Genomic DNA, 24,622 nt, shown 5'->3' on the forward strand with positions numbered 1-24,622 from the left:
GTGCAAAAATGGCCAAACAGCTTTAAAAAATGGTTTGTAAATCATACCGACATGCCTGCGGACGTGGTCATGGATTTACCTAGGATAACAATCATTGGTCAATTACATATATATATTGAAAATCATAAAGGTGTCCTAGCCTTCTCCAATAATGAGCTGCGTTTGTCGTTAAAGCATGGCCACCTGCAAATAAAAGGCGACAATTTCGTATTGAAAAATATCCTACCGGAAGAGATTTTACTTGAAGGATTAATAAAACAAGTATTTTTCATAGATGAGTAATGAAGTAAAAGCAAAATGATACGGGGAACGGAGGAGCGGTCATGAAAAAGAATTGGAACGAAGCATTTTTTGGACATGTTAATGTGACGATTAAAGGCAGATTGCCAGAGCAATTTATTAATCTTTGTGTAAAAAATGGCATTACCATATGGGATATAAAGCGGATTGATGATAAGTCGGTTTCCTGTTCACTTCTTTTAAGCGACATAAGGAAAGTTAAACCAGTCTTAAAATCAACCGACTGCCGCATTCATTTTGTTGACCGGAAGGGCTTTCCGTTCTTATTGAAACGCCTGTTGTCAAGGACAGGCATTATCATCGGTATGGTTCTGTTTCTCGCGATATTATTTGTCCTGTCGAATATCGTCTGGCGCATCGATGTAACTGGGGCTGACCCTAAGCTTGAATCAGAAATTAGAAAGCTTTTGAAAAAAAATGATCTGCATGTCGGTGCCTTTGAATTTTTCCTGCCTTCAACAGAAGATATTGAATCATACCTCTCAGGGAAATTAACCAAGGTTACATGGCTTGGTGTGTCAAAGGATGGGACAACTTATAGAGTGGATGTGGTTCAGAAAGAATTGCCAAAAGAGGATAAGCAGCCAGGGCCAAGAAATTTAATCGCATCAAAAAAGGCCGTCATTTACGATATATTTGTAGAAAACGGTCAAGCTGCCGTTGAACCTGATCAGGTTGTCCAGCCGGGTCAGCTCTTGATTTCAGGAATGATTGGAAATGAAAAGGATCCAAAGTTTGTTGGTGCAAAAGGAAAGGTCATCGGTGAAACTTGGTATCGGTCCACAACCGCAGTCCCTTTAAAATCAAACTATAAAACGTATACGGGCAATACTTATACCAAGCATCAATTGAGACTTTTTGGCTGGGATATGCCTTTATGGGGATTAGAGAAGAAACCTTATAAAACATTCGACCGTGAAGTCACAGTCAAACCCGTTCATTTCTTGATTTGGGACCTGCCAATTGCCTATAAACGCATCACATATCGTCAAACTGAACAGGCTAATAAAAAGCTCACGGAGGAAGCTGCTGTTAAGGCCGGCAAAGAAGCAGCATATAAAAAGTTAAAGGGCAAGCTCCCTGATAAGGCCAAGATCATTTCCCGAAAAGTGGAAAATAAGGATGTAAAAGATGGTGTCTTGACGCTTAAAATTTTCTATATTGTCCACGAAAATATCGCGGTGCAAAATCTGATCAGCCCTGAAGAGCAACAAGAGAAAATAGAAAAGGCGAAGGAAAAGGAAAAAGAAAAAGAAGAGAAAAGCCAAGACAATTAAAAGCGAACAGCTTTTTGCAGCACGAACTCGCCATTTGGCGGGTTTTTCTTATTTTAATATGGAATGGAATTAAAGAGGTTTATTATGGTAAACTAAGGTAAACAACATGTTTATCCAAGGAGACTGAGAAGATTGCCAGCAGATTTATATACAATTGATATAGAATTAGATAATGCAAATGAAGCGTTAGCCCTTTTTGGACCAGGAGATGCCAATCTAAAAGTCATTGAGGACACATTGACTGTATCAATCGTGACCAGAGGCGGGGCGGTCAGCGTATCAGGAAATGAAGAAACATTACGGAAAGTGGAATCCATTCTTAATGCTTTATTAGACTTGATAAGGCGGGGGATACATATTACTGAACGGGATGTCGTCTATGCCTTAAAGCTTGCTGATGAAGGGTTAATTGAAGAATTAGCCGAATTGTATGAAGGCGAAATCACGGTAAATGCTAAAGGAAAGCCAATTAGAGTTAAAACATTAGGCCAAAGAAAATATGTTAATGCGATGAACAAGCATGATATGGTTTTCGCGATTGGTCCGGCTGGAACAGGAAAAACCTATTTGGCTGTTGTTAAAGCTGTATCAGCGTTGAAAGCGGGTATTATTAAAAGAATTGTCCTTACTAGACCAGCGGTTGAGGCGGGGGAAAGCTTAGGCTTTTTGCCTGGTGACCTGAAGGAAAAGGTCGATCCCTACCTAAGGCCTTTGTATGATGCCTTACATGATGTGTTAGGAGCTGAACATACCCTTCGTTTAATTGAAAGAGGAACGATAGAAATTGCACCATTGGCTTATATGAGGGGGCGGACACTGGAGGATGCTTACGTCATTCTTGATGAAGCCCAAAATACGACACCCGAGCAAATGAAAATGTTTCTGACACGTCTCGGATTTGGGTCAAAAATGATCGTTACAGGTGACATTACGCAAGTTGATTTACCTAAAGGTAAACATTCGGGCTTGAAGACAGCTAAGGATATGCTTGATAATATTCCGGGTATTGCATTTATCCAGTTGGATCGTGTCGATGTTGTTCGGCATCCGCTTGTACAAAAGATTATTGAAGCTTATGAGAGCTAGACGTTCTTATTTGATAATATTGGGGGCATTGGAAAGTCATGAAGCGATTACCTTTTGTTTCTATAATAGAGAGATTTAGGTTAACTCCTTTTTCCGCCTGGATGATCTATCTGCTTCTTGGTGTTGTCATGTACTTACTAATGATCAATTCAGTCACACCAAAAAAAATAGATGTTACACTCCATGAAATTGCCAAAAATGATATTCAATCCCCCGTCGAAGTCGTCGATCAACAAGCGACTGAGGCTCAAAGGCAGGAGGCGCTAGCTAGCGCTCCTTCATCATATGTTTATAATAAAAATGAAGCTCTTATTCAGGTAGAAAAAGCCGGTGATATTTTTGATGTCATTTCCGAAATCAAAAAGAAGGCAAAAAACTCATCTGAGAAAAACACAGGTGATCATAAGCCCCCTTCACTTGACGGACAGGTAAAGGCTGTTAAGGATAAGCTTGCAAAGCCCGCGGGAAACGATTTATCAAATAACACAATAGAAAGCCTTTTAACTACTTCAGAACGAGAGCTAACCATTGCTCAGGACATTACAAGCACAGCCATTTATGAAGCAATGAGCAATAAAATAAAATGGAGCGACCTTGAACGTGTCCAAAATAAAGCGTCCGCTTCATTGCCATCTTCTGTTTTAAATGATGAATTGCGCCATGCTCTTACGGATGTCTTACACTATGCTATTGTCCCTAACTATGTTTTCGATGCTGATGCCACGAAACGAAATAAAGAGGAAGCGGCAAAATCAGTGGACAATGTTGTTATTCATCAGGGTGAAGTGATCGTCAAAAAAGGCGAATTGGTCACACGCGATGTTATGCACAAATTAAAGGTTGTCGGTCTCCTAGATGATCATTTTAATATCATTCCTTTTATTGGTCTTGCTGTCATGGTGGCCTTCTTGACAACTCTGATTGTCTTTGAATGCCGTCATTTAAAAGAAAAAAAGGGCAAAAAGTTCCGCCCGGTTGATCTATGGGTTTACAGTGTCATTTTCATCTTTATGCTGTTATTAATTAAGCTCGATAGTTATCTCATTTACACACATATAACGGGAATGATTTATGTTATTCCGCTCGCCTCAGGTACGCTCCTGATCCGAATGTTTTTTACGGAGCGAATGGCTATAGTTACAAGTATTATATTATCCCTTTCGGGGAGCTTGATTTTTGGGGGAGAAAACACAGCAGCTGTCTTTGATGTCCAGATGGGCTTGTATCTTCTTTTGACATCGCTAGCCGGCGCTCTTGTATTAAGGGGCAATGAAACAAGACCAAGGATTTTGCGGGCGGGTGTCATCATAGCCGGTGTCAATGTCCTTACAGTTTTATGCTTATTGATGCTGCAAAACAGCCCTTTCCATGTAGCCGAAACTGGTCTAAATATCGGGCTTGCTCTTCTGTCAGGCTTCTTATCGGCTGTTTTAACAATCGGTCTTGTACCATTCTTTGAAGCAACGTTTGGCATTTTATCTACCATGAAACTAATTGAATTATCAAATCCGAACCATCCATTGCTGCGCAAAGTTCTGATTGATGCACCTGGCACCTATCACCACAGTGTGATGGTGGCAAACCTTGCCGAAAGGGCCTGCGAGGTAATTGGAGCGAATGGCCTGCTCGCGAGAGTCGCCGCTTATTATCATGACATCGGCAAAACCAAAAGGCCTCACTTTTTTATTGAAAATCAATTTAATCATGTTAATCCCCATGATAAAATATCACCGCAGCTCAGCCGGACGATTATTATTTCTCATCCGTATGATGGGGCAGACATGCTTAGGGAGCATAGAATGCCTAAGGAAATAATCGATATCGCCGAACAGCACCATGGCACGTCATTGTTAAAATATTTTTATATAAAAGCACAGGAAGCAACAAAACAGGATATACCGGAAAGTGAGTTTCGATACCCCGGCCCTAAAGTTCAAACGAAGGAAGCGGCTGTTGTGGAGCTAGCTGACAGTATTGAAGCAGCCGTAAGATCGATGGCCAAGCCAACACCTGTAAAAATTGAATCCTTGGTCCAAAAGATATTTAATGAAAAACTGGAAGACGGGCAATTTGATGAATGCAATTTAACCTTGAATGAACTAAAGCTCGTCAGGGAATCGATTTTTGAAACCATAAAAGGCATGTTTCATTCGCGAATCGAATACCCGGACGAAGTGAATCGTAAGAAGGTGACGAATGAATGACCCTAACAATTGATTTATATGATGAAACAGAGGAACTGTCAAAAAGCGACGTACAACTTGTCCTGGATGTCCTTGAACATGCCAGACAGGTTATGAAAATGGAAGGTGAGTGTGAGCTGTCACTGAGTTTTGTTGATAACGAGAGAATTCAAGAAATTAATGCCCAGTATCGTGATAAGGACCAACCCACTGATGTCATTTCATTTGCGCTTGAAGAAATGGGTGATGATGAAATTGACATTATCGATGAAGACGGGCCAAGAGTTCTTGGTGACATTATAGTTTCAGTTCAGAAAGCCAGCGAACAGGCTGAATCATACGGTCATTCCTTTCAACGTGAACTTGGGTTTTTAGTCGTTCATGGACTGCTTCACCTGCTAGGCTATGATCATATGACTGAAGCTGATGAGAAAGAAATGTTTGGCCTCCAGGAAGACATTTTGACCTCATTTGGTCTTACGAGGTTCGAATAGGTGTCCTTTATCAGGAGAGTCGGTTATGCCCTGTCCGGGATCCGTTCGGCTTTTCGCCATGAAAGAAATCTGCAAATCCAGGCTGTTATTGGCTTATGTGTGATCATCATCGCGATAATGATCCATGTGAGTCTGACCCATTTTATGATCATTTTGATACTTGTGGCAGGTGTCATAAGCCTTGAGTTAATCAATACCGCGATTGAACGTGCTGTTGATTTGATCAGTACAGAACTTCACCCTTTAGCAAGGGCGGCTAAGGATATCGCAGCTGGAGCGGTCCTTTGGTTTTCGATTTTCTCCGCCATCATTGGATTTATGATTATTTTTACAACACTGCAATAAGAGAAAGAAGGCTAGGTAATGGCAACAACATTTAAATCAGGATTCGTTGCACTGATTGGCCGTCCGAATGTAGGCAAATCAACGCTATTAAATCAGGTATTAGGACAAAAAGTAGCTATTATGAGTGATAAAGCACAGACAACCAGAAACAAAATTCGCGGTGTCTACACTTCCGACGAAGCTCAAATTGTATTTATCGACACACCCGGCATACATAAACCAAAGCATAAGCTTGGCCAATATATGACAAGAATTGCTCAAAAAACATTAAACGAGGTTGATCTGGTTATTTTTATGGTTGATGTCGAACAGGGTTATGGCAAAGGGGATCAATATATTATTGATATGCTGGAGCGTGCAAAAACACCAGTGTTTCTGATCATGAATAAAATTGATAAAATCCATCCTGAAGAACTTCTACCATTGATTGATATGTACCGGAATAAGTACACATTTGATGAGATTGTGCCAATATCCGCACTAGAAGGCAATAATGTGAATACATTATTACAACAAGTGTCTTCATACTTAGAAGAGGGGCCAAAATTCTATCCCGATGATCAAGTGACAGATCATCCCGAACGATTTATAGTGTCGGAGTTGATCAGGGAAAAGATTTTGCATTTAACGAGGGAAGAAGTCCCTCATTCCATCGCTATTGAAATCGATGAGATGTCCTATAAGAAAGATCGGGATGTCGTTTATATCCAAGCTGCCGTCATAGTCGAACGTGCTTCCCAAAAGGGAATCATCATCGGCAAAAGCGGCGGTATGTTAAAGAAAGTCGGATCACTCGCCCGTCAGGATATCGAAGCCCTTCTCGGGTCCAAGGTATTTCTGGAGTTATGGGTTAAGGTACAAAAAAATTGGCGGGATAAAGAATCACAGTTGCGTGATTATGGCTTTAATGAGGAAGACTACTAAATCCCTTTGATGCCGTGACAAAGCTTCCAATAATTTCATTAACAATATTTCCTTATCATGTTTTTGCTGATTCCGTAAAACCTAAAAGTATGGAAAGCCTCTAAATTAAAGGTTAAAAGTGTGAAAGGTGGTTAAACCATGTTAGACTTTACTTGGAGAGTCTTTTGCATGACCGGAAACATCGACACTTATCTTTTGTTAAGAGAAATGGAAAGTGAACATGATGACCTTATAGATATAGATGATTGGGAGGCCCTTGAGGATCAGCCCACACAGTAAATGAAGGTGAGCTTCCAAATGGAGAAAGCGGAAGGGATCGTTATTAAAACGATCAATTATGGAGAAACCAATAAGATTATAACCGTGTTTACAAAAGAGCATGGGAAGGTTGGATTAATGGCCCGTGGTGCGAAAAAGACCAAAAGCAGGCTTTCAGCAGCCAGTCAGCTCCTGTTTTTCGGTCAATTTCTTTATCAGAAAAGCAAAGGGCTTGGTACTTTATATCAAGGGGAAACAATAGAACCGCTAAGGAATATTAAAGCCGATATTTTTAAAATGGCCTATGCCGCATACATTGTAGAGGTTATTGATAAATTAACCGAACAAAATGTCAGAAATCCCTTTCTATATGACTTGCTGATTAGGATTTTAACCTATATTGAAGAAGGGGTTGACCCAGAAGTATTGACCCTCATTTTCGACGTTAAAATGATGGGCCCAGCGGGTATTGAAGCAAGGTTTGATGGTTGTGTCCATTGCGGGGAAGAGACTGGTCCTTTCAGCTTCTCGGTCGATAGAGGCGGTTATCTATGCAAGCGTTGCGCTCACACAGATGAACATGCTTTGCCAATGTCTGCAGCCGCCGCCCGTCTGCTCCGGCTTTTCAAGCATATTGATATAAGCCGGCTAGGGAAGATTAATCTAAAACCAGAAACCGTGAAAGAAATGAAAAGGATTATGACGGTATATTATGATCAGTATTCAGGATTGCATCTGAAGTCCAAACGCTTTTTGGATCAAATGGCATCATTTGAACAAAAATAGTGAAGAAATAAACACGAACTCCTTTCTTTAGGAAGATCTAAAGAAAAGGGGTTCTATTTAAGTTTTAAAAGAAGGGTTACCGTTACTTCAATCGAATATATAAAGAAAACATGAGGGTTACGTGTTATCCTTGTAAAAGGGTGACGCATGATCATATTATGAAACAATATACAATGGAAGGGCGGTGAATGTATGGAATTGAACAAACGTCAAAAAATGATTATTGAAATAACCAAGGAAAGCGGTCCGATAACTGGGGAGCAGATTGCGGAGAAGTTAAATGTCACACGGGCAACATTAAGACCCGATTTAGCAATATTGACAATGTCGGGATTCTTGGACGCAAGACCGCGTGTGGGTTATTACTACACCGGTAAAACCCAATCACAGCTATTAACAGATAAAGTGAAAAAAATGACGGTTAGTGCATATGAGTCGATCCCGGTTGTCGTACAAGAATCATCATCGGCTTACGATGCCATATGTGCCATGTTCCTTGAAGATGTCGGAACACTGTTTGTTGTCAATAAGGACAGTGTATTAACCGGAGCGCTTTCAAGAAAGGATTTATTAAGAGCTAGTCTTGGCAATCAAGATCTCTCTACGATACCCGTAAGTGTCATTATGTCTAGAATGCCAAACATCACACTTTGCCACAGTGACGATCTGGTTATTGATGTTGCAAAATTATTGATTGAGCGGCAAATTGACGGTCTCCCGGTTGTGAAAGAAACTGGGAAGGGCTTAGAGGTTATAGGCAGGATTACCAAGACAAATATCACCCGCGCTTTTGTTGAACTTGCAGAAGGAGAATTTGAATAATACATAGGAGGGATCATAAGTGTTTAAAAAGAAAAGTGGTTTAATATATATCGTATCAGATTCTGTGGGAGAAACCGCCGAGTTCGTCGTTAGAGCAGCGGCGAGCCAATTTCAGGCGATCGAAGTCGATGTTGAAAAATTCCCTTACGTCAGTGATATTGACACAGTGGATGAGATTATCCGATCAGCAGTGGAAAGTTCCGCCATGATCGCTTTTACACTAGTGGTGCCTGAAATCAAAAATTATCTTATGGCTCAGGCAAAGGAGCAGCATGTCGAATACGTGGACATAATGGGGGCAACGATAAATAAAATGGAGCAGATATTCGCTGAAACCCCAACACATAAGCCAGGCTTAACACATAAACTTGATGAAGATTATTTTAAAAGAGTTGAAGCCATTGAATTTGCAGTAAAGTATGATGACGGTCGTGATCCCCGGGGCATTCATCGCGCTGATATTGTCCTCGTCGGCGTGTCACGGACATCAAAAACACCATTGTCTCAATATCTCGCACTCAAAAGGTTAAAAGTAGCAAATGTCCCTGTGGTCCCAGAGGTTGATCCCCCAGAAGAATTATTTGAAGTTGACCCGGCAAAATGTTTTGGTCTTAGGATACAAGCGGAACAATTGAATCATATAAGAATAGAACGACTTGCCGCTCTAGGACTTGATGCTGGTGCTAATTACGCAAAAATTAACAGAATAAAAGCCGAGTTGGATCATTTTGAACGGATCGTGGAAAAAATCGGCTGCAAAGTCATTGATGTATCAAATCGAGCCGTGGAAGAGACGGCAAATAAAATTTTAACGTTATATTTAGGTAAAAAGTAGGTAATTATTGGCATAAGGATTTTTAGAGGATTTAGGCAAAGGAGTTGCGGATTATATTTTAAATGTATTATAATACATATTTGTGATTAAAATAACAATGATAGTTAAATTGGCTACCCTTCGACAAATTTCGAAAAATTTAAACATGATTTACCATGAAGGATTTTGATAAGGAGATATAGAATAAAGAACATATGGTAAAGGATAGACGCCTATTCGTAGATGCTGATGCATGTCCCGTGAAAAATGAAATACGTGAAATGGCAATAAAGTATGACATATCACCATTTTTTATTGCATCGTATGCACATTTTGGCCCTAACCGCGGCCCAGAGTGGATTTTTGTCGATCCTGATCGTGAAGCGGCTGATATTTACATCGTCAATCATGTCCGAAAGGGTGATGTTGTCGTTACTCAGGACATGGGACTTGCCAGCCTTTTAACGGGCAAGGAGGTTTATGTTTTAACAGCAAACGGTAAATTATTAAATGAGGAAGACATGCCCCATATCCTTCATAGAAGGTACCTGTCATACAAAGAACTTTCAGCCGGTCATCGAATTCGCGGGCCTAAGGCTTTTAGTTCAACAGACCGCCGGAATTTTTGCCTAACCTTAGAAGAGCTCCTTAGCCAATTACAAGGCAAAAGCTAATATATTTAAGCGCATTGGTGGTGCATGGCACATGCGGTTACCAGAAGAAACAATCGAAAAAATACGAACATCTCTGGACATTGTTGAGATTATTGGTGAATATGTTCAATTAAAGAAACAGGGAAGGAACTATTTTGCCGTTTGTCCTTTCCATAATGAACATACACCGTCATTCTCTGTGTCCCCGGAAAAACAAATTTTTAATTGCTTCGGCTGTGGGGTCGGCGGCAACATCTATACCTTCATTATGGAAATTGAAGGATTGTCATTTGTTGAAGCTGTTTATTTTTTGGGTGAAAAGGCAAATGTAGATTTACCAAATCGCGAGTCGGCCGGACGTGAGAATGAACCTAAGAATCGGGAGAAGGAAACTTTATATCATGCTTTAGAGCTGTTAGCAAAGTTCTACCATTTTCTTATTAATGATGCCCGATATGGTCAGGCGGGGAAGGCTTACTTAATACAACGGGGGTTTGATGAAACCTCGATTGACAAGTTTCAGCTTGGCTACGCTGTTAACTCTTGGGAAACAGCCACACGCTTCTTGAAAAAAAGAGGGGTGCCTCTAGAACTTATGGAGGATGTTGGTCTTTTATCAACACGTCAGTTTGATAATAAATATTTTGACCGGTATCGCAACCGTATTATATTTCCTATCTGGAATCATAGAGGCAAAACTGTTGCCTTTGCCGGGAGAGTCCTGACGGACGAAAAGCCCAAGTATTTGAATACGCCGGAATCTGTGATTTTTCATAAAGGCAAATTGCTCTACGGTTATCATTTGGCAAGAGCTTCTATAAAACAAAAAAATCAGGTGGTTTTATTTGAGGGTTATGTTGATGTCATTAAAGCACATCAGGCCGGTGTGACAAATGCTGTTGCCTCTATGGGAACATCTTTAACTGAGGAACAGGCAGGACTTTTAACTAGAAATGCCGAAAGTATTATTATATGCTACGATTCTGATGAAGCGGGAATTAATGCCACTTTCAGAGCAGCTGAAATGCTGAAAGACAGCGGAAGAATAATTAGAGTGGCAAAAATACCAAAAGGTCTAGACCCCGATGACTACATTAGTAAGTTTGGCGGAGAACGTTTTAGGAACGATGTAATAGGGGCCAGCCAGACACTTATGGCATTTAAGATGGATTTCCTTAAAAACGGTCGAAAAATGCAAGATGAAGGAGATCGGATGCGCTATATCGAAGAAGTATTAAAGGAGATAGCCGATCTTCGTCAGGCGGTTGAACGCGACCATTATTTAAGGCAGCTATCCGAGGAATTTTCGATTTCTCTGGATGCGCTCAAACAGCAGCAATTCCAAATTTACCGGCAGCGGCAAAAAAAGGGCAAAGCCCGCGATTTATCAAAGCCAGTAAAGTATAAAAACCAAATAACGTTATATCCCGCTTACCAAATGGCAGAGCGACAGTTGCTCGCACATATGATGAGAGATGTGGACATCGCAGAGCGGGTGCAAGATGCTATAGGCGGCTTTTTTAACATTGATATCCATCAAGCATTGGCGGCTCATTTATACGCATTTTATTCTGAAGGAAAACGAGCGGATATCAGTGCATTTATTCAACGTTTGAGTGATCCGGAATTACAGAAGACTGCTTCTGACATTGCCATGATGCAGGTCAATGAAAGGGCGTCTGAAAAAGAAATCGATGATTATATCCAACAGGTTATAAAACAGTCTCATACCGCTTTAATTGAGGAAAAAGAGGACGAAAGAAAAAAGGCGGAACAAAATCATGATGACGACCTGGCAGCAAGATTACTTGCGGAAATCATTTCAATGAAAAAAGAGATGATGAGGCATTAATGATGAGAATTAAGAGTATTGGAAGGAGGGGATCAAATGGCTGAGAAACCAAATAAGACAGACCACGAACTGACCATTGATCAAGTTAAGGAGCAACTGGTTGAAACGGGGAAAAAACGCGGTATGCTGTCTTATCGTGAAATCGCCGAACGTTTGGCGCCATTTGATCAAGACTCGGAGCAAATGGATGAGTTCTATGAATACCTTGGTGATCAAGGTGTTGATGTAATGGAGGAAATCCATGAAGCTGAACCAAGCGGAGGCAATGAAAAAGAGGAAGAATTTGACCTCAGCGATCTCAGCGTGCCCCCCGGAGTCAAAATCAATGACCCAGTAAGAATGTATTTAAAAGAAATCGGCCGTGTTGACCTGCTATCGGCTGAAGAAGAAATTAACTTAGCAACAAGAATTGAAGAAGGCGATGAAGAAGCGAAGCGTCGGCTTGCTGAAGCGAACCTCAGGCTCGTTGTCAGTATTGCTAAGCGTTATGTAGGCCGCGGCATGCTGTTCTTGGATTTGATTCAAGAAGGCAATATGGGCCTCATTAAGGCTGTTGAAAAGTTTGATTATCAAAAAGGCTTCAAGTTCAGCACCTATGCGACATGGTGGATTCGTCAGGCGATTACTCGTGCGATTGCTGATCAGGCGCGTACGATTCGGATTCCAGTTCACATGGTTGAAACGATTAATAAACTGATCCGCGTCCAACGCCAGCAGCTTCAGGATCTAGGCCGTGAACCTACACCTGAAGAAATTGGAAAAGAGATGGAATTGCCGCCGGATAAGGTAAGAGAAATCTTGAAAATAGCCCAAGAACCTGTCTCTTTAGAAACACCGATTGGCGAAGAGGATGATTCTCACCTAGGCGATTTTATTGAAGACCAGGACGCACAGGCACCGTCAGACGCGGCAGCTTACGAACTACTTAAAGAACAACTTGAAGATGTTCTCGATACTTTGACTGATAGAGAAGAAAACGTCTTACGGCTGCGGTTTGGTTTGGATGACGGGCGAACTAGAACTTTGGAAGAAGTGGGTAAAGTTTTTGGTGTAACCAGGGAACGCATTAGACAAATTGAAGCCAAAGCTCTAAGGAAGCTACGTCACCCAAGCAGAAGCAAACAACTTAAAGATTTTCTAGAATAGGTCATTCCATAGCTTACTTTCATTTGAAGGTAAGCTTTTTCTTTTTAAGTTATATCTTGTTGGGTCTTGTTTTTTTAATTCCTACCTATATTTTACTGACTTTTGTTATGATTTGCAAATACAAGTTTTTTAAATAATCATTTTCTTTTAAAGGAAAGAGCGGGTGATGAGCCTCCTGTCGGTTATTTAAACTCCCATTATTTCATATAAAATTTTTTAAATTTTTTCAAAAGATTGAAACGCAATGCGCAATCATTTTATAATAGTTGTAAGCGCATACAAGCGCGTGACACGAAAGGGAGAGAGACAGATGAATTACGATTTAACAGATGAGCAACAAATGATTTACAAAATGATGAAGGAATTTTCTGATGAAGTTGTTGCTCCGGGCGCTGAACAAAGAGACAAAGATAAGGCGTTTCCGAAAGAAATCTTTGATCAGTTGGGGAAACTCGGTATTATGGGATTGCCTTTTCCAGAGGAGTACGGGGGAAGCGGTGCTGATACCATTAGTTTTGCCATAGCGGTGGAAGAGCTAAGCCGGGCTTGCGGTTCAACAGGAATTACTTACTCTGCCCATGTATCTTTGGGAGGAGCCCCGCTTAATCTCTTTGGTACAGAAGGACAAAAAAAGGATTACTTAGTCCCAATTTGTACAGGTGAATCGCTTGGAGCTTTCGGATTGACTGAGCCTAACGCCGGTTCGGATGCCGGCGGCACTGAGACCGAAGCTAAGCTCGTTAATGGCGAATGGGTCATTAATGGCAGCAAATGCTTTATCACAAATGCTTCCTATGCAAAAATTGTCCCTGTGACAGCCATTACCGCAAGAAAAGATGGGAAGAAGGAAATAAGCGCCATTATTGTACCAACAGATAAAATGGGGTTTTCCGTCAAAGCACCGTACGAAAAAATGGGTTTGAACGCATCAGATACAACGGAAATTTATGTGGAAGATGTCCATGTCCCTGAAGACTTCATGCTTGGAAAACGCGGAGAAGGCTTCAAACAGTTTCTCATTACTTTAGACGGGGGAAGGATAGGTATTGGTGCGATGGCTGTTGGCATTGCTCAGGCAGCCTATGAGAAGGCCCTGGCGTACGCCAAAGAAAGAACACAATTCGGAAGATCTATTTCAAAGTTTCAAGCTATTCAATTTAAACTCGCCGACATGGCGATGAAATTAGAACTAGCCCGAGGTATGTTGTACAAGGCTGCATGGCTGAAAGATCATGGCCGTAAATTTTCAAAAGAGGCATCTATGTGCAAACTTTACGCATCAGAAATTTGTATGGAAACTTGCCGAGATGCCATTCAAATTCATGGCGGCAACGGCTACATGAAAGAATATCAAGTTGAGCGCTACATGAGAGATGCAAAATTGCTTGAAATCGGTGAAGGGACATCTGAGGTTCAACGGATGGTCATAGCAAGAGAAATAGGCTGTTAGGCTAGAAAATTGGAGAGAAACTTTGTCATATAAAGAGATAAAAACCCTTATTTGCTAGAAAAGATTTTTTAAGGTGTGGTGATTGGAATGGCAAAGTTAATAAATCAAACAATTGGCGAGCTCCTATCGGATCGGGTAAAACAGAGCGCGGACCAGGAGGCTGTTGTATATTCAAGCCGCGGTCTCCGTTTTACATACAAAACTTTCTTTGAAGAAACAACAAGGCTGGCTAAGGGGCTGATGGGACTAGGGATTAAAAAAGGTGAACACATTGCTGTCTGGGCCACCAATGTTCCGGAGTGGATCCTGCTCCAATTTGCCTCCGCAAGGATCGGTGCGGTGCTTGTTACTGTAAACACAAGTTATCAGGAAAAGGAACTTGAATATTTACTAAAACAATCGGACACGACAACATTATTCCTGATAGATGCCTATAAAGGAGTATCTTATACAGATACTGCAATAAAAGTATGGAAGTCAGGTGCCTGTCCAAAGCTGCAAAGGATGGTTTATATCGGTGATGAAGGGCCGCCTGATCATATGTTGCATTTTAATAGCCTTAATGGACTAGGGGAAGAAATCACAGATAAGGCTCTTAAAGAAAGGGAGACATCACTGGAACCCGGTGATGTGATTAACATGCAGTACACATCGGGAACGACCGGATTTCCAAAAGGTGTCATGCTCACCCATTTGAACATTATTAATAATGCCTTCCAAGTGGCAACAGCTATGGGGCTTAAGGATGGGGACCGCCTGTGTATTCCCGTTCCTTTATTCCACTGTTTTGGATGTGTTATGAGTACATTGGCATCCGTAACCGTAGGGGCTGTAATGGTGCCTGTTGTCACATTTGATCCCGAGGAAGTTTTAAGGGTTGTCGAAGCCGAAAAGTGTACAGCTTTGCATGGTGTGCCGACGATGTTTATCGCAGAGATGAATCATCCTCATTTTGAAGATTTTAGAATTAATACCCTTAAGCGGGGTATTATGGCTGGCTCCACCTGTCCGATTGAGGTGATGAAGCAGGTTATGGAAGAGATGGGCATGACGGATATTACGATTGCTTACGGTCAAACAGAATCATCTCCGGTCATCACCCAAACGAGGACGTATGACTCAATCGAACGGAAAGTGAATACCGTCGGACAAGTGCTTCCATTAGTTGAAGCAAAGGTGATTGATCCTGTGACTGGAAAAGAATCCGGGATTGACATTCAAGGGGAACTTTACACGCGAGGCTATCATGTCATGAAGGGGTATTATAATAATGACGCTGCCACAAATAGTGCCATTGACGATGAAGGTTGGCTTCATACAGGCGACCTGGCGACGGTTGATAGGCATGGTTATTATAAAATAACAGGCCGCCTAAAGGATATGATTATTCGCGGCGGAGAGAATGTCTATCCGCGTGAAATCGAGGAGTTTTTATATTCCCACCCGGATGTTATGGACGTCCAGATCATCGGGATTCCTGATGAAAAGTATGGTGAAACTGTGGTGGCATACGTTCAAAAAAGACAAGGTACATCCCTTGATGAGGCAAAACTTAAGGACTATTGCAAAGGCAAAATTGCCTTTTACAAAATCCCAAAGCATATCCTTTTCACCGATCAGTACCCTATGACGGCCTCGGGAAAAATACAGAAATATAAACTTAGGAGCCTGGCACAGGAGCAACTTAAAATAAAAAAGGATATGATCTAATCGTTAATCGCTGTCTTGCTCGCCGATCGGCGAGTTTTCTTTTCAAGGAATTTACGGTAAGCGCAACAATGTTGTTCATTAAAAATAAGGAAAAAAACACCGTTAACCCTTTTCTTAATTGCGAATTTACAGTAAAATAAAAAAGGATTCTTTTATTCATTCGGTTTGAAGGCTCATAAACAGCAAAATATGCATACATAAGGAGGCAAGTTAAGGTGAAACGTAATCCACTCATGCCGTTCGCTCTTATCGCAACACTGGGTATTGTTTTTGTTATCGTCTTATCCGTTTGGGGCGGCAATATCGTACAAGACCGTCAAGCTAAGAAGAACGGCGGCGGCGAAAAACAGGAACAAATGAAGCCGGATAAAATTTTCGCCCAAAACTGCAGCTCTTGCCACGGACAAAATCTTGAGGGCGGCGCTGGGCCCAACCTTCAAAAAATTGGATCTAAAATATCTAAAAAGCAAATTTTAGATCAAATTAAAAATGGCGGCGGTGGCATGCCTGGTAATCTTATATCAGGAGATGCCGCTCAGAAAGTAGCCGATTGGCTGTCCAAAAAGAAATAGCCTACAAAAACGATCACCGAACTTAACCGGTGATCGTTTTCTTTATACTTTAAAAATGTTTAAGTTTCGCTAAAGCGAAAAAGCGGAATAAAGTATAAGTGCAACTAAGGCTTTCGCCATTAAGATTGGCGATAAGCCAAGTTTTCTTTAAGCAATGGATTCGTTATGATAAAGTAGAGTCAAATACATAAGTAAATGGTGATGAAAATGGAAGCAATACAATTATCAGAAAGACTGAGGCGGGTGGCAGCATTCATCCGGCAGGGAGCTGTTTTGGCGGATATTGGATCGGATCATGCTTATTTACCATGCTTCGCATGTCAAACGGGTCTGGCTGCTAAGGCGGTTGCTGGAGAAGTGAATGAAGGGCCGTATCGATCAGCGATAACTAAAGTACAATCCTTATGCTTAGAAAAGGCAGTCCAGGTCAGGATGGGAAATGGTTTGGAAGTGATTGATAAAGCTGATGCAGTCGATACTATTGTCGTAGCGGGAATGGGCGGCGGTCTTATTCGAACAATCTTGGATGAAGGCACGTCGAAACTGTCTGACAATATGACATTAATTCTTCAGCCGAACGTCGGCTCCGATACTTTGAGAAGATGGCTGGATTCCCATTCTTGGGACGTCTCTGATGAGGATATTTTGGAAGAAGACGGTCACATTTATGAGATTATCGTTGCCCGTTATAACCAACAGCATCGTGGGTTAAACGGAAGGGAGTTATTAATGGGACCTAAACTGCTTCAATCACGCGGGGATGTGTTTAAGAAAAAATGGTTAAGCGAGGCACATAAGGTAAAACAAATACTGATGTCGCTGGATCAAACCAATCAATCCCCTGACATAATGGCAAAAAGGTGCCATTTCGAAGCGAAATTAAAGATGATCGAAGGTGAAATAAATGAGTGATGCCATTCATGCCCAAACGTTGATTCAAGCTTTTGAATCATGGGTCCCCAAGACATTGGCTTTTGAAAACGACAAAATCGGCTGTCAAATAGGGACATTGAATAAAAAGGTCAGGAAGGTCATGGTAACTTTAGATGTTCTTGAAAATGTGGTAGATGAAGCGGTCGAGCAAAACGTCGATTTGATTGTGGCCCACCATGCTGTGATTTTTCGGCCGTTAAAAAATGTCCGATCTGATCAAGGACAGGGCCGGATTGTAGCGAAATGCATCAAACATGATATTGCCGTATATGTTGCCCATACGAATTTTGATATTGCGGCGGGAGGAATGAACGATTTATTAGCGAAGGAGCTTTCCTTACAGGACATCGCCATTCTGAAACCGACATATACAGAACCGTTGCACAAAATAGCTGTCTTTGTACCAATGGAAGCCGCTGAAACTGTCCGGCAGGCATTAGGCGCCTCCGGTGCGGGAGCGATTGGCAACTATAGTCATTGCACATTTAATAGTGAAGGGACGGGCACATTTCTGCCTGGAGAAGGGACAAACCCGCATATCGGTGCCAAGGGACAGCTTGAAAAAGTGAATGAAGTTAAAATTGAGACGATCGTTCCGGATCATTTACTGAAAACCGCTATTAAAAAAATGGTTGCTGCTCATCCTTATGAAGAAGTGGCCTATGACATTTTTCCGATGGAGAACCAAGGAGAGACATATGGTCTTGGAAGAATAGGCAAGCTGCAGCAGCCAATCACATTGAAAGCCTTGGCTTTGGAAGTCAAACGGCGCTTTGGCCTCGATGGCGTCCGCATGACGGGAAACCCTGATGCCGTTATCGAAAAAGTAGCTGTTTCAGGCGGAGATGGCAACAGTCTTGTGCCATTTGCCAAATACAGAGGCGCGGATGTCCTGATAACCGGTGATATCTATTATCACACAGCACATGATGCGATCCTAAATGATTTGATGCTGATAGATGCCGGACATTATATTGAAAAGGTGTTAAAGAAGCCTGTTAAGGATTTCTTTGACAAAGTGGTTCAAGAGAACGGCTCAAGCACTGAAGTGGTCATTTCCGGAGTCAACACAAATCCTTTTACGTTTATATAAAAAAAGCTGGACCGGGTTTTCAGGACCAGCTATTTTTTTATTTTTATTTTAGGCAAAATACTTTTTCCCCTTGATACTTTTCCTTCAATATCCCATGTTGCTGGATCTTCCGGATCATATTGGTCCAGAAATAGAATGACTTCCTTTGTCAATTGTGTTGGCGTCGATGCGCCTGCGGTTACAGCCACTTTTCCAACACCTTCGAGCCACTCGAGTTTTAACTCTGAAAGGTCAGCAATCCGGTAGGCTTCTGTCCCGGCGATTTCCTTAGAAACCTGTGCTAAGCGATTTGAATTGTTACTGCGTGGATCGCCGACGACAAGCAAAAGGTCAGCCTCTTGAGCCTGCTCAGCGACAGCCTCTTGCCTTGTTTGTGTTGCAAGACAAATTTCATTATGGATCTGAGCTTGCGGGTATTTTTCCTTAACATGGTTCATAATTTCTCTTACATCCCATTGGCTCATTGTTGTTTGATTTGTAATAATGATTTTTTCAGCATTAAGCTCAAGGTTATCCACATCTTCGTGGGTTTCAACCAAGTGGACGATATTCGGGGCAACACCAATGGCGCCCTCAGGTTCAGGATGGCCCTTTTTACCAATATATACGACATGGTAACCTTCTTTTTTCTTTTCTTTAATTAAATCATGGGTCTTCGTGACATCGGGACATGTAGCATCAATTGTTGTAAGGCCTTTTTCCTCGGCCATCTTCCGCACTTCCGGGGAGACCCCATGAGCTGTAAAGATCACAGTCCCTTTTTCAATCCCATTTAACAATTCAACCCTCTTTTTACCGTCAAGGGTAATAATACCTTCTTCCTCGAAAGCTTCCGTTACATGATGGTTATGAACAATCATGCCTAATATATAAATAGGTCTTGGGAGCTCCTCGGTCATTGCGGCTTTACGGGCAATAACCATAGCATCGACAACACCGTAGCAATATCCGCGCGGTGAAACTTTAATAACATCCATAAAAAATAAGCCTCCTTGTGAAGCTGATCAGTCAATTGATTGTATCGTATTCTTTTATTTATTATAAAGGAGGCAATGAAATAAGACAATGAATCGGCGGTTTTAGATATACAATTTTGGTGTTGAGGGTTTTCTTTCATTTTTTTTGTTAGACTGACTTGTTTTTTTTACTGTGGTTTTTTTACTTGATGATTTTGCTTTTTTACTTGATGATTTTGCTTTTTCACTTGATGTTTTTGAATTTTTACTCGTCTTTGATTTTTTGTCCTCGGCTTGATTTTTGTCTGTTTTTGAATCCTTTTCTTTGTTTGAATCCTGATCCGAATCTGCAGAGTCATCTTTTTTATCTGAGTCACTATCATCCATTTGACTGATTTCCTTAAAACTTTTCATCATGTTAAACATCGCTGGCACATTTTTAACCATAGGGCCATAGCGCTGAACCATTGGAATGACCGTTTGAGCCCCTTTAACAACTTTTTGGACATTTTGGAACATCCCCATCAGGTTCATGCCGCCTCCCGCCCCAGATCCGGCATTCCCTGCCAGACCGCCCGGGTTCAAGAACTTTGTAATTGATTGAAGACCCGAGGGAGCTTGAGCCGCCTGCCCTGCGGCCCCGTTCATCATTCCCGGAATTCCGCCCATGCCGCCAAAGCCTGAAGGGGATTGACTCATGCCGGAGCCTGCGCCCGGGCCCATACCGGAACCCATGCCGAAGAATGGCGGCTGTGCCATATTCATTGGCTGTGTGGGGACCTGCGGTGTTTGTTTGAAAGGAAACATGTTTATCTCACTCCTCTCCAATAAGCACAGAAACAATGCCAATAACATCTTATGCTTTTTCAAGGGATGGGTGTGGGCATACCCAAAGCGAATGGTACTATGGTAAAATAGCATATTGAAAGGGGTGTTTTAGTTGAAAATTGGTTCACATGTATCAATGAGTGGAGACAAAATGCTATTGGGGGCAAGTCAAGAAGCGTTATCTTACGGTTCTACAGCTTTTATGATATACACCGGAGCACCGCAGAACACGAGGAGGAAAGCGATCGAAAAGCTGAATATTGAAGCAGGGCGTAAGCATATGGCGGAAAACAATATTAACGATATCGTTGTTCATGCCCCGTACATTATAAATATCGCAAACACGATTAAGCCGGAAACTTTTGAGATTGGCGTATCCTTCTTGCGAAAAGAAATTGATCGTACAGAGGCAATCGGTGCGGGCCAAATCGTTCTGCATCCAGGTTCACACGTCGGTGAAGGTGAAGAAAAAGGCATAAAAAAAATCATTGAAGGCTTAAATCATGTGTTGTCAAAGGATGATAAGGTGCAAATTGCCTTGGAAACCATGGCGGGAAAGGGCTCTGAATGCGGCTATCAGTTTGAACACCTTGCAGAAATTATCGATGGGGTTAGTCATAATGACAAGCTCTCGATTTGCTTTGACACATGCCATACCCATGACGCAGGCTATGATATTATAAATGATTTCGATGGTGTACTAAATGAATTTGATAAAATTGTCGGCGTGGATCGTATAAAGGTTATCCATGTTAATGACAGCAAAAATCCTTGCGGTGCACGAAAGGACAGGCATGAAAATATCGGTTGCGGGCATATTGGGTTCGATGCCCTTAACAAAATCGTCCATCATCCCGAGTTCGAAAATATTCCAAAGATCCTTGAGACACCCTATGTTGGTGAGGACAAAAAAAATAAAAAACCGCCATATAAATTTGAAATAGATATGCTTAAGGAACAGACATTCAACGACCGATTACTTAAAGACATTATGGACCAATAACACGAGGAGACCTCGTGTTATTTTGGTCTGTTTAAATAAATTGATTAAATAATTTATTCATACTTACGGCGAGACCGGGGTCGATATTTTTTGCGATTGTTTTCAATAACGCTTTCCTTTCATGGTCATCAAAGATATCAACTTCTCTTCCCTTTAGCAGCCCGGATACTTTTGCTCCCTGGGAACGGCTTAGCGAAAGGCCATATTGCCGGCTTACTTTAAGCAGTTCATCTGGGGTCATATTGTTGATTTTTTGATTAACAAGCTGTTTAATCATCTGATTCACAATGTTCACCTCTTACCTTAAGTCTGCTATATGGTATGAAGGGCTTTAGAAGAGTGTGACTCAACAAAAAGTGATCGAAACCACAAAGTTATGACAAGCATTCGTCGGACTTTGTCTATCAGAACCATCTGTATAAATCGCCATAATTCTTGTATAATTAAATATCATACTATTTGGATGTTTGTGATTTCATTAGGGGAGGGGTTAGTTATTTACAGTTATGAATCTTCAGTTTCCACCCTGACAAATCAATCCTTTGAAAATGAATTATCGTTCGAAATTCGCTTTCGCGTTGCCCCGAATGGAAAAATTATAGATAGTAATCCTAATGGGCAAGCGTTAATTAAGGATATCGGGGACCAATTTTTTTACACTTTTGCCAGAAATCATAGGCACCAGGCCTTTTTATTTTTTAAAGAAATAACCAGCTCGACAGATGTCATCGAAAAGGTATTGTATCATCAGGTTTCCGACAAAATAAAAAAGGTCCGTTATCGCGGGAAATGTAAGGACAACCATATCTTACTTGCGGGCTATGAAATCAATGAAGTCGATACATCGTTAAAATCATTACTAGGGAAAATGGAAATAATATTAAACACTTTAACCGTGTCGGTCGCGCTTGTAGATAGGAATAATCAATTTATATACAATGATTTCCAAGAATTTGCAACAAAAGTGGACGGGCCGGAAAATCATAATGATGACTACTCGTTCCGTGATCTTGCGAAAAATATGATTAATGAGGTTCGGCGCAAGAGAACAACCTGCCAATGGTTTCATGTCCACAAAGACAATTTATTTCATATTCATGCTATATATTTTGATGAAACGGAACAAATTATTTTTGTTATTGATAATCGAACCGAAACGAATGAATTCAACAGCTTAATTAAGCATAAGCAGCAAATGGAGTCTGTCTCACATCTTGCAGCGGGCTTTGCCCATGAACTTAGAAACCCGCTTTCTGTAATAAGAGGGTTTATCCAATTATCCGGATTAACAAATAATATCGGCAAATATTATCAAACAATTCTGTCGGAGATTGACCGAATGAACAATATTGTTGAGGACTTTTTATCTCTGTCTAGGAAAACATCAAGAAAACGGGCTCAAGACCCGAATGGCCTTTTTAATTCACTTATACCGCTCATTCGGTCAGAATGTTTGTTAAGAAAAATTAATTTTGATTATGATTTTGAAAAAACGGAACGCAAAATTTACTTTGATGATTCAATGATCAAACAAATCATTCTTAACTTGCTTAGAAACGCGGTTGAAGCCTTTGATGAAAATCAAACCGACAGGCATTTTGTTATCAAAACGGCTGTTAATACTGACGAATATCGCGTCACCATATCCGATAATGGCCCGGGCATGAAGAAATCCGTCCTCGATCAGCTAGGTAAACCGTTTTTTACTACCAAAGAAACCGGAACGGGCATCGGTTTACCGCTTTGTAAAAAGATTGTGGAAGATCATTATGGTGATTTTATTATTAAAAGTACTCTTGGAGAAGGAACAACAATTATTTTCACCTTACCTTTTTTGGAAAAGTAATGGTTTTTTTGACTGGTATGTTTTACATATATGAAAAGCGGTCGATCGTGCCAAACTAAGAAGGATCCTAAAATAGAAAGTGAGGGATCAACATGGCTGAGGATCGCTTTAACGACTTTAACAAGGAAACATCGTTATACAACGATGATGATGTCACCCGCGATTCTTTTGATGAAGAATACGCGAGGGATGAAAGCGTTGATTATAACGAAGAGACAGCCGCCGAATCAGCTGTTAATACCCGGATGTTTACGAGAGATACGGATGATGCGACAGATACTGCGGGAACAGGAATTGGCTGGCTGGCCATTGTCCTTTCCGTTATTGCATTGTTTTTCTTGCCGGTGGTAATGGGCGCCGCAGGAATTATCGTCGGAATCATCGCTCGCAAACAGGGAGCACGTGCTTTGGGTGCCTGGGCTATCGGCATCGGCATAGCGGCAATTGTTATCATGATGTTTGCCGCACCATTCTTTTAGAGAATTATGAGTTGGAACATTCCGCCAAAGGCGGGATGTTCCTTCTTTTATGACCATTTGATTTGTTATACAATATAAAAGGGTACATAAAAAGTATTTGAAAGGGGTTAGATCATGGATGTCATTGAAGCGATTCATACGAGACGGTCGTTAGGAAGGGTTAAAGAGGAGACGCCGGAAAAAGCCGAAATAGAAAAGGTTTTGGAAGCGGCGCGCTGGGCGCCAAATCATTTTAAAACCGAGCCTTGGCGTTTTACCGTTCTAACAGGGGACGGCAGAAAGAAGCTTGGCGATGCTTACGGTCAAATTAATACCGAAAAGCTTGTCGATCCAAATGAGGAGGAAAAAGCCAGTGCTTATGAAAAGGGCATTAAATCCGCCCTGCGTGCACCGGTGATTATTGTTGTCACGGCAGAACCGAGTGAGCTGGAAAGGGTTAAAGAAATCGAGGAGATTCTGGCCACAGGCTGTGCTGTTCAGAATATGTTGCTGGCCGCCCATGCTAATGGCTTGGGGGCAATTTGGCGAACTGGAGATACAGCATATACTGATATTATGAAGAAAAGCTTTTGTACATCAGATAAAGGCATTGTTCTAGGATATGTGTATCTCGGCTATCCTAATGGCGATAAGCCAGTAACGGATAAAAAGCCGGTGGAAGAAGTTACAACTTGGGTGAGTGAATAAGAAAAAATAGCTGGCGCAATTCGCCAGCTATTTTTTAGTTAATCAGAAAGTATAACTTTCTGACGCACATAAGTGCAACTACGCCTCTGTCTTCACCAAAGGCTCGCCAATCGGCGAGTTTTCTT

At 41.4% G+C, this 24,622-nt stretch carries 26 protein-coding genes; 23 read left to right on the forward strand and 3 right to left on the reverse strand.

Features of this window, described 5'->3' with window-relative positions; all coding sequences use genetic code 11:
* From yqfC to EV207_RS01640, 19 genes are all read left to right on the forward strand, one after another.
* Positions 1–282 (forward strand): sporulation protein YqfC, encoded by a 282-nt coding sequence (gene yqfC / locus EV207_RS01550; RefSeq protein ID WP_279389153.1) that lies wholly within the window; start codon positions 1–3, stop codon positions 280–282.
* 41 nt (positions 283–323) lie between these two features.
* Positions 324–1,577, forward strand: a complete 1,254-nt coding sequence (gene yqfD / locus EV207_RS01555; RefSeq protein WP_132742909.1) for a sporulation protein YqfD — start codon at positions 324–326, stop codon at positions 1,575–1,577.
* Between the two features lie 132 nt (positions 1,578–1,709).
* Complete coding sequence (locus EV207_RS01560) at positions 1,710–2,663, forward strand: PhoH family protein (RefSeq protein WP_132742911.1); 954 nt, start codon at positions 1,710–1,712, stop codon at positions 2,661–2,663.
* A gap of 38 nt (positions 2,664–2,701) precedes the next feature.
* Positions 2,702–4,867, forward strand: a complete 2,166-nt coding sequence (locus tag EV207_RS01565; RefSeq protein WP_132742913.1) for an HD family phosphohydrolase — start codon at positions 2,702–2,704, stop codon at positions 4,865–4,867.
* Entirely contained in the window at positions 4,864–5,340 is a 477-nt protein-coding gene (gene ybeY, locus EV207_RS01570; RefSeq protein WP_132742915.1) for an rRNA maturation RNase YbeY, read from the forward strand. The genes EV207_RS01565 and ybeY overlap by 4 nt, the downstream gene beginning before the upstream one ends.
* Positions 5,341–5,685, forward strand: coding sequence for a diacylglycerol kinase family protein (locus EV207_RS01575; RefSeq protein ID WP_132742917.1), 345 nt, complete (start codon positions 5,341–5,343; stop codon positions 5,683–5,685).
* A gap of 18 nt (positions 5,686–5,703) precedes the next feature.
* Positions 5,704–6,609 carry a GTPase Era gene (era, locus tag EV207_RS01580; protein WP_132742919.1) on the forward strand — a complete coding sequence of 302 codons (906 nt, stop codon included), beginning with the start codon at positions 5,704–5,706 and terminating at the stop codon, positions 6,607–6,609.
* Between the two features lie 138 nt (positions 6,610–6,747).
* On the forward strand, positions 6,748–6,888 hold the full coding sequence (locus tag EV207_RS01585; RefSeq protein ID WP_132742921.1) for a YqzL family protein: 141 nt from the start codon (positions 6,748–6,750) through the stop codon (positions 6,886–6,888).
* Positions 6,889–6,906: 18 nt separating this feature from the next.
* On the forward strand, positions 6,907–7,653 hold the full coding sequence (gene recO, locus EV207_RS01590; RefSeq protein ID WP_132742923.1) for a DNA repair protein RecO: 747 nt from the start codon (positions 6,907–6,909) through the stop codon (positions 7,651–7,653).
* A gap of 192 nt (positions 7,654–7,845) precedes the next feature.
* Positions 7,846–8,475: a transcriptional regulator CcpN gene (ccpN, locus tag EV207_RS01595; protein ID WP_132742925.1), complete on the forward strand. Its 630-nt coding sequence runs from the start codon at positions 7,846–7,848 to the stop codon at positions 8,473–8,475.
* Positions 8,476–8,494: 19 nt separating this feature from the next.
* Positions 8,495–9,310, forward strand: a complete 816-nt coding sequence (locus EV207_RS01600; RefSeq protein WP_132742927.1) for a pyruvate, water dikinase regulatory protein — start codon at positions 8,495–8,497, stop codon at positions 9,308–9,310.
* 194 nt (positions 9,311–9,504) lie between these two features.
* Positions 9,505–9,963: a YaiI/YqxD family protein gene (locus tag EV207_RS01605; protein ID WP_132742929.1), complete on the forward strand. Its 459-nt coding sequence runs from the start codon at positions 9,505–9,507 to the stop codon at positions 9,961–9,963.
* A 31-nt stretch (positions 9,964–9,994) separates the two neighbouring features.
* Positions 9,995–11,794, forward strand: coding sequence for a DNA primase (dnaG, locus tag EV207_RS01610; RefSeq protein ID WP_132742931.1), 1,800 nt, complete (start codon positions 9,995–9,997; stop codon positions 11,792–11,794).
* Between the two features lie 36 nt (positions 11,795–11,830).
* Positions 11,831–12,940, forward strand: coding sequence for an RNA polymerase sigma factor RpoD (gene rpoD, locus EV207_RS01615; RefSeq protein ID WP_132742933.1), 1,110 nt, complete (start codon positions 11,831–11,833; stop codon positions 12,938–12,940).
* Positions 12,941–13,250: 310 nt separating this feature from the next.
* Positions 13,251–14,390: an acyl-CoA dehydrogenase family protein gene (locus EV207_RS01620; RefSeq protein WP_132742935.1), complete on the forward strand. Its 1,140-nt coding sequence runs from the start codon at positions 13,251–13,253 to the stop codon at positions 14,388–14,390.
* Between the two features lie 87 nt (positions 14,391–14,477).
* On the forward strand, positions 14,478–16,100 hold the full coding sequence (locus tag EV207_RS01625) for an AMP-binding protein (protein WP_132742936.1): 1,623 nt from the start codon (positions 14,478–14,480) through the stop codon (positions 16,098–16,100).
* A 215-nt stretch (positions 16,101–16,315) separates the two neighbouring features.
* Positions 16,316–16,672, forward strand: a complete 357-nt coding sequence (gene cccA, locus EV207_RS01630; RefSeq protein ID WP_132742938.1) for a cytochrome c550 — start codon at positions 16,316–16,318, stop codon at positions 16,670–16,672.
* A 207-nt stretch (positions 16,673–16,879) separates the two neighbouring features.
* Positions 16,880–17,584, forward strand: coding sequence for a tRNA (adenine(22)-N(1))-methyltransferase (locus tag EV207_RS01635; protein WP_132742940.1), 705 nt, complete (start codon positions 16,880–16,882; stop codon positions 17,582–17,584).
* Positions 17,577–18,698 carry a Nif3-like dinuclear metal center hexameric protein gene (locus tag EV207_RS01640; RefSeq protein ID WP_132742942.1) on the forward strand — a complete coding sequence of 374 codons (1,122 nt, stop codon included), beginning with the start codon at positions 17,577–17,579 and terminating at the stop codon, positions 18,696–18,698. The genes EV207_RS01635 and EV207_RS01640 overlap by 8 nt, the downstream gene beginning before the upstream one ends.
* 29 nt (positions 18,699–18,727) lie before the next feature.
* Here the strand turns inward: EV207_RS01640 and EV207_RS01645 are convergent, their stop codons facing one another.
* Together EV207_RS01645 and vrrA are read right to left on the reverse strand one after the other, a co-directional pair.
* Complete coding sequence (locus EV207_RS01645) at positions 18,728–19,675, reverse strand: 4-hydroxy-3-methylbut-2-enyl diphosphate reductase (protein ID WP_132742944.1); 948 nt, start codon at positions 19,673–19,675, stop codon at positions 18,728–18,730.
* A gap of 102 nt (positions 19,676–19,777) precedes the next feature.
* Positions 19,778–20,461 carry a VrrA/YqfQ family protein gene (gene vrrA / locus EV207_RS01650; protein WP_165886802.1) on the reverse strand — a complete coding sequence of 228 codons (684 nt, stop codon included), beginning with the start codon at positions 20,459–20,461 and terminating at the stop codon, positions 19,778–19,780.
* A gap of 133 nt (positions 20,462–20,594) precedes the next feature.
* Here vrrA and EV207_RS01655 point away from each other — a divergent pair, with 133 nt between their 5' ends.
* Positions 20,595–21,485 carry a deoxyribonuclease IV gene (locus EV207_RS01655; RefSeq protein ID WP_132742948.1) on the forward strand — a complete coding sequence of 297 codons (891 nt, stop codon included), beginning with the start codon at positions 20,595–20,597 and terminating at the stop codon, positions 21,483–21,485.
* Between the two features lie 31 nt (positions 21,486–21,516).
* On the opposite strand, the gene EV207_RS01660 is transcribed toward EV207_RS01655, so the two are convergent.
* Positions 21,517–21,762, reverse strand: a complete 246-nt coding sequence (locus tag EV207_RS01660; RefSeq protein ID WP_132743004.1) for a DUF2624 domain-containing protein — start codon at positions 21,760–21,762, stop codon at positions 21,517–21,519.
* Between the two features lie 192 nt (positions 21,763–21,954).
* Between EV207_RS01660 and EV207_RS01665 the strand changes: the two genes are divergently transcribed.
* From EV207_RS01665 to EV207_RS01675, 3 genes are all read left to right on the forward strand, one after another.
* Positions 21,955–23,331, forward strand: coding sequence for a two-component system sensor histidine kinase NtrB (locus EV207_RS01665; RefSeq protein WP_165886803.1), 1,377 nt, complete (start codon positions 21,955–21,957; stop codon positions 23,329–23,331).
* A gap of 92 nt (positions 23,332–23,423) precedes the next feature.
* On the forward strand, positions 23,424–23,810 hold the full coding sequence (locus EV207_RS01670) for a DUF4190 domain-containing protein (RefSeq protein WP_207902901.1): 387 nt from the start codon (positions 23,424–23,426) through the stop codon (positions 23,808–23,810).
* A 114-nt stretch (positions 23,811–23,924) separates the two neighbouring features.
* Entirely contained in the window at positions 23,925–24,497 is a 573-nt protein-coding gene (locus tag EV207_RS01675; protein ID WP_132742952.1) for a nitroreductase family protein, read from the forward strand.
* The last annotated feature ends 125 nt before the right edge of the window (positions 24,498–24,622 follow it).

This window comes from Scopulibacillus darangshiensis (assembly GCF_004341035.1).
GTDB classification, from domain to species: domain Bacteria; phylum Bacillota; class Bacilli; order Bacillales; family Sporolactobacillaceae; genus Scopulibacillus; species Scopulibacillus darangshiensis.